Here is a 5,907-nt window from a genome sequence, read left to right as displayed (position 1 = left end):
TAACATTGCCGTTATTTCGAATAACGTGGCCAACGCCAGTACTGTCGGATTTAAGAAAAGTCGCGCGGTATTTGAAGACTTACTTTATCAAACGGTTAATCAAGCCGGTGGCATTAGCTCAGACAACAGCAAATTACCCAATGGTTTAAACATTGGTGCGGGTACTAAAGTTGTTGCTACCCAAAAAATGTTTACCCAAGGCAACATGCTCACTACCGATAACTCATTAGATTTAATGATTGAAGGTTCGGGCTTTTTTGAAGTGCAAATGCCAGATGGCACCGCAGCCTACACGCGTAATGGCCAGTTTAGCTTAGATGATACCGGTCAGATTGTAACTCCAGGTTCAGGCTATGTGGTGCAACCGCCAATTACCATCCCGGATGATTCAACCAGTATTACGGTGTCTGCATCGGGCGAAGTATCAGTGCAAACCCCTGGTACCGCAGCAAGTCAGGTTATTGGCCAGTTAACCATGACCGATTTTATTAATCCGGCAGGTTTAGACCCGTTAGGACAAAACTTGTATACCGAAACGGGTGCAAGCGGCACACCTATTCAAGGTACAGCATCGTTAGACGGCTTAGGTTCTATTCGCCAAGGAGCACTAGAAACCTCTAACGTGAATGTAACAGAAGAGTTGGTCAACCTTATTCAAGGTCAACGTATTTACGAGATGAACTCAAAGGTTATCTCGGCAGTTGACCAGATGCTGTCTTATATTAATCAGAATCTCTAAGGAGCTAACATGATTAAATACATTGCGTTAGCCTCAGTGGTGTTATTGGTTGGTTGTAGCTCAACCGCTAAAAAACCGATTGCTGATGATCCATTTTATGCGCCGGTATACCCAGATACAGTACCTACGCAGGTGGCGGCGACGGGGTCTATTTATCTTGATAGCCAAGCATCAAGCTTGTATTCCGATATTCGTGCGCACCGCGTCGGTGACATTATTACCGTGACTTTAAAAGAGTCCACTCAAGCGTCAAAAAGCGCCAATAACGAAATCAAAAAAGGCTCAGATTTAAGCGTAGAGCCAGTTTATGCCGGCGGTAAAAATATTTCCATCAGTGGTGTCCCAATTGATTTAGGTTACTCCGACAGCATGAATACCAAGCGCGAGTCTGATGCCGATCAATCTAACAGTTTAGATGGCAGTATTTCAGCCAATATCATCCAAGTGCTCAGTAACGGCAACTTGGTGATCCGCGGTGAAAAATGGATTTCAATTAACAACGGTGATGAGTTTATTCGTGTCACCGGAATGATCCGCAGCGAAGACATTAATCCAGACAATACAATCGATTCGACACGAGTGGCTAACGCTCGTATTCAGTATAGCGGTACCGGTACGTTTGCTGACTCCCAAAAAGTCGGTTGGCTGAGTTCATTCTTTATGAGTGACTGGTGGCCTTTTTAAGGAGTAATGCATGAAAATCAACCTGATGGTAGCGGCTGTTGCATCAATATTAATGCTAACCGCGCCTGCACATGCCGAACGGATTAAAGACATCGCCAGTATTCAAGGGGTGCGAAGTAACCAATTAGTGGGTTATGGCTTGGTGGTGGGTTTGCCTGGTACTGGGGAAAAAACCCGTTATACCGAACAAACTTTCAGAACTATGCTCAAAAATTTCGGCATTAATTTACCAGACTCTGTTCGTCCTAATTCAAAGAATGTCGCTGTCGTTGCTGTGCATGCCGAAATGCCGGCCTTTATTAAGCCGGGTCAAAATCTTGACATTACCGTGTCCAGTTTAGGTGAAGCAAAAAGTTTACGTGGTGGCACTTTATTACAAACTTTCTTGAAAGGGGTCGATGGCAATGTGTATGCCATTGCTCAGGGAAGCTTAATTGTAAGTGGTTTTAGTGCCGAAGGGCTAGATGGCTCAATGGTGATTCAAAACACTCCAACGGTTGGCCGCATCCCAAGTGGTGCCATTGTCGAGCGCAGTGTAATTAGTCCGTTTGCTAGCGGTGATTACCTTACGTTTAATTTACGTCGTTCTGATTTTTCGACTGCTAAACGCACCGCAGATGCGATTAACGATTTACTGGGTCCAGACATGGCAAAGGCAATTGACGCCACCTCTATTCAAGTGAGTGCGCCACGCGATGCTTCACAGCGGGTGTCGTTTTTATCGGTATTAGAAAACATTGAAGTTATACCAGCGGAAGAGTCAGCCAAAGTGATTGTTAACTCACGTACCGGCACCATTGTGGTTGGCCAAAACGTCAAGTTATTACCCGCGGCTGTCACTCACGGCGGATTAACTGTGACTATTGCTGAGGCGACCCAAGTGTCACAACCCAACGCATTAGCGGGTGGTGATACGGTTGTTACGACAAACAGTACGATTGATGTGTCAGAAAAAGATCGTCGTATGTTTATGTTTAATCCAGGTACCACACTTGATGAGCTTGTCAGAGCCGTGAATTTAGTGGGTGCAGCACCATCAGACGTACTTGCCATACTCGAAGCGTTAAAAATGGCAGGCGCTTTGCATGGTGAACTTATCATCATCTAATAATTGTCGGAATGACTATGGAAAAGTTGTCAGCTTCATCGAACTTTCTGGATCTAGGAGGACTAGATTCACTTCGTGTCCAAGCCCAGAAAGACGAGAAGGGGGCACTTAAAGAAGCGGCAAAGCAATTTGAAGGTATCTTTATTCAAATGCTAATGAAAAGCATGCGAGATGCTAATGCCGCGTTTAAGTCAGACAATCCAATGAACAGTGAAACCACCGCATTTTTTGAACAAATGCGCGATCAGCAAATGTCAGTCGATTTATCTAATAAAGGCATGTTGGGGCTGGCTGAGATGATGGTGCAGCAATTAGACCCAGATGATAGCCCCATTACACCAGCATCGGTATTGCGTGGTAATACAGACTACAAAGTTAACCCAAGTATGTTTGTTGCTCCAGCAACAGAGTTAGATAAAGACACTCTCGATATTATCGCGCCAAAAGATCAAATAGCAGCATCGCATTCTGTTATAGATAGCGCCGAATCGATGCGACCAATGTCAGCCCAACTTACTAATGTGCTAGACGGTGAACAGTTAAATAGTGTATTGCGCGGTGAGCAATTAGCCAGTCAAGCGGTACAAATAGGCAAAGTATTGCCGCAAGCTGATGTTACTTTGCCAAAAAGCAAAGGCATAGCTGTGAGTCAATTTACCAGCCCAGAACATTTTATTTCAGTGTTGTATCCCCATGCTGAAAAAGCGGCTAAATCGTTAGGAACCTCAGCTGAGGTATTAATTGCCCAGTCAGCGTTAGAAACCGGTTGGGGCCAAAAAGTGGTACGCCGTAATGACGGCACTATGAGCCATAACCTGTTTAATATTAAAGCAGACAAGCGTTGGCAAGGTGATAAAACCTCAGTCAATACGTTGGAATTTGAAAAGGGCATTGCGGTGCAACAAAAAGCGGATTTCAGAATGTATGACAACCTTGAGCAGAGCTTTAATGACTTTGTGTCATTTATTAGCCAAGGCGATCGCTATCAAGATGCGCGTAAAGTTGCCAGCGAGCCAACTCAATTTATTAAAGCGTTACAAAAAGCTGGCTACGCCACAGACCCTCAATATGCCAATAAAGTCATCAATGTGATGAAATCGGTTAAAGAAGGCCTTAAATCTATATTACCTGTGGAGACTAAATAATGTCGATTGACTTACTCAATATCGCTCGCACAGGCGTTCAAGCATCTCAAGCACAGTTAGGGGTGACCAGTAATAACATCGCCAATGCCAATACTGAAGGTTACAACCGTCAAGTTGCTACTCAGTCATCATTAGAATCACAACGCTTGGGCAATAGTTTTTATGGCACCGGTACTTATGTGTCTGATGTTAAACGTGTTTATAACGAATTTGCCGCACGTGAATTACGCATCGGCCAAACCAGCATGAGTGCGGCTGAAACGTCTTACAGTAAGTTAAGTGAGTTAGATCAGATTTATTCTCAAATTGGCAAAATGGTGCCAGAAAATTTGAACAACTTTTTTGCAAGCATCAATAGTGTTGCCGATTTACCAACAGATCTTGGTATTCGAACTAACAGCTTAAGTTCTGCGCAACAGTTAGCCGCTGGTCTGAATCAAATGCAATCACAACTAGATGGCCAGGTGAAACAAACCAATAGCCAAATAGAATCCATTACCACTCGAATAAATGAGATAAGCAAAGAACTAGGCAGCATCAATTTAGAGTTGATGAAATCCCAAGGCCAAGACAGCCAAGTATTAGACAAGCAAGACGCACTTATTTTAGAGCTCAGCCAGTATGCTCAGGTTAATGTTATTCCGTTAGATACCGGCGCAAAGTCAATTATGTTGGGCGGCTCGGTGATGTTGGTATCGGGTGAAGTGTCGATGTCGATGGGCATGAGTACCGGCGATCCTTATCCAAATGAACCACGCATTAATGCTTCTATTGGCGATAAAACTCTTAATGTTGATCCGTCTAAGCTGGGTGGTCAACTTGGCGCATTATTTTCATTTAGGGACGATACCTTATTACCAGCCAGTACAGAACTCGGTCAATTAGCATTAGGCATTGCAGACACCTTTAATGAAATGCAGTCCAAAGGTTTTGATTTAAACGGTGACATTGGTAGTAATATTTTTCGTGATATTAACGACCCATTAATGGCATCTGGCCGTGTCGGAAGTAATTCTACTAATAGCGGTACGGCAGCCATGTCGGTCAATATTGACGATGTGGGCGCTTTATCTGGAGGCAGTTACCAGCTGGGTTATACCACAGCGAATGGTTACCAATTAACAGATAATCAAACCGGAAAAGTATCAAACTTAACATTATCGGGTACTCAATTAACAAGTAGTGCAGGTTTTAGCATTAATGTTGCCGGCGGCCCAATAGCGGATGGTGATAAGTTTGAAATTCGTCCAACGGCTGGTGCTGCTGCAGGTTTAAAAGTGGTGATGACAGACCCTAAAGGCATTGCCGCTGCAGGGCCTCAAATCACGCCAAATACGGCCAACTCTGGAAATACGGCAATTAGCTTAAACAGCATGGACTCAACTAACGCTGTTTTTCAAAGTGTTAATGGCTCATCAATTACCTTTGAGTTAAATACTGCTGCTGTTCCTAATACTTATGAAGCCTTTGATAGTTCGGGGACTTCATTAGGCACAGGCACGATTAGCAATAACAACATCAATGCCTTTGGTATGGATTTTGACATTACCACTAGCGGTACTGGTGGTACCGCAGATAGCTTTACGTTTGATTTAGCATTTGCCGAAGGCAATAACAACAATGCGGTCGAAATAGCCAAGTTATCAGACGTTAAATTAATGAATAACAGCACAGGCACTTTAACCAGCGTATTTGAAAATACTAAATTGGATATCGGTAGCCAAACTAAGTCTGCTGAAGTGCGCGTGGGCTCTGCGACGGCAATATATCAACAAGCGAGTACCCGAGTGCAAAGTGAATCTGGTGTAAACCTTGATGAAGAAGCTGCAAATTTATTGCGCTTTCAGCAATCTTATCAAGCAGCCGCCAGAATTATGACTACAGCACAAACCATTTTCGATACTTTATTAAGCTCGGTTCGCTAGGAGATACATCATGAGAATTTCTACCGGACAGATGTTTCAGCAAAGTACTAACAGTATATTAGACAAGCAATCTGCCACCAATAGAATCATTGCGCAAATTGATAGTGGTAAAAGAGTCAACACGGCTGGTGACGATCCTGTTGCGGCTATTGGTATTGATAATCTAAAGCAGAAAAATACATTAGTTGCACAATATGAAAAGAATATCGATTACGCCACAAATCATTTAGCCATTAGTGAAAGTAAAATAGGTAGTGCTGAAACCTTGATTTCATCAATGCGTGAGCAATTATTAAGAGGCGCTAA

Annotated in this window: 5 protein-coding genes and 1 pseudogene; all 6 read left to right on the top strand. The window is 43.4% G+C overall.

Annotation, left to right across the window (positions count from 1 at the left end; all coding sequences use genetic code 11):
- Positions 1-739 (top strand): flagellar basal-body rod protein FlgG (gene flgG, locus CXF78_RS11670; protein ID WP_257984895.1); only part of this gene is annotated, 739 nt, incomplete at its 5' end.
- 9 nt (positions 740-748) lie between these two features.
- A complete protein-coding gene (gene flgH, locus CXF78_RS11665; protein ID WP_011636641.1) occupies positions 749-1,423 on the top strand; it encodes a flagellar basal body L-ring protein FlgH in 675 nt (224 codons plus the stop codon).
- Positions 1,424-1,448: 25 nt separating this feature from the next.
- The gene (locus CXF78_RS11660) at positions 1,449-2,531 is read left to right on the top strand and encodes a flagellar basal body P-ring protein FlgI (protein ID WP_374702286.1); all 1,083 of its coding nucleotides are present in this window, start codon (positions 1,449-1,451) and stop codon (positions 2,529-2,531) included.
- Positions 2,532-2,548: 17 nt separating this feature from the next.
- Positions 2,549-3,676: a flagellar assembly peptidoglycan hydrolase FlgJ gene (flgJ, locus tag CXF78_RS11655; RefSeq protein ID WP_041412839.1), complete on the top strand. Its 1,128-nt coding sequence runs from the start codon at positions 2,549-2,551 to the stop codon at positions 3,674-3,676.
- Positions 3,676-5,601, top strand: coding sequence for a flagellar hook-associated protein FlgK (gene flgK, locus CXF78_RS11650; RefSeq protein WP_102036877.1), 1,926 nt, complete (start codon positions 3,676-3,678; stop codon positions 5,599-5,601). Before flgJ ends, flgK begins: the two co-directional genes overlap by 1 nt.
- A gap of 10 nt (positions 5,602-5,611) precedes the next feature.
- Positions 5,612-5,907, top strand: a pseudogene (locus CXF78_RS11645) (flagellar biosynthesis protein FlgL); the annotation flags it as partial.

It is taken from the genome of Shewanella sp. 11B5 (genome assembly GCF_002836795.1).
Classification (GTDB): domain Bacteria; phylum Pseudomonadota; class Gammaproteobacteria; order Enterobacterales; family Shewanellaceae; genus Shewanella; species Shewanella frigidimarina.
The sequence above is the reverse complement of the archived record's forward strand: the minus strand, read 5'-3'. Positions and strand labels throughout refer to the sequence as shown.

Excerpts from the sequence above, each read along its gene's own strand:
- flgJ (WP_041412839.1), top strand. The coding sequence starts at position 2,549 with ATGGAAAAGTTGTCAGCTTCATCGAACTTTCTGGATCTAGGAGGACTA.
- flgK (WP_102036877.1), top strand. The coding sequence starts at position 3,676 with ATGTCGATTGACTTACTCAATATCGCTCGCACAGGCGTTCAAGCATCT.
- CXF78_RS11660 (WP_374702286.1), top strand. The coding sequence starts at position 1,449 with ATGGTAGCGGCTGTTGCATCAATATTAATGCTAACCGCGCCTGCACAT.
- flgH (WP_011636641.1), top strand. The coding sequence starts at position 749 with ATGATTAAATACATTGCGTTAGCCTCAGTGGTGTTATTGGTTGGTTGT.